A 292-nucleotide genomic window follows, 5' to 3' on the forward strand; every position below is an offset into this window, starting at 1 on the left:
ACTGAATTCCAATGACAGATCACGTTCCGCCAGGCGGTCACGTAACATCTGCAACTGAATATCAGCGATCCCCCGGATCTGGTCTTTCATCAGCGGATGGAATACCACCGCTTCATCGATACGGTTGATAAATTCTGGCCGGAAGTGATTACCCACAATCTCCATAACAGCATCACGCATGTTTTCATACGGCTGATCGGCAAACAGGTTCTGGATCACATCAGAGCCCAGATTCGAGGTCATCACCAGCACAGTGTTCTTGAAGTTCACCCGACGACCATGACCATCGGTC

At 50.0% G+C, this 292-nt stretch carries 1 protein-coding gene; it reads right to left on the bottom strand.

Annotated features, from left to right (window positions below; genetic code table 11):
- Nucleotides 1-292: AAA family ATPase (locus tag Q4563_RS19005; protein ID WP_303605621.1), on the bottom strand; the 292-nt coding region annotated here is incomplete at both ends.

Source organism: Gilvimarinus sp. 1_MG-2023, from assembly GCF_030548285.1.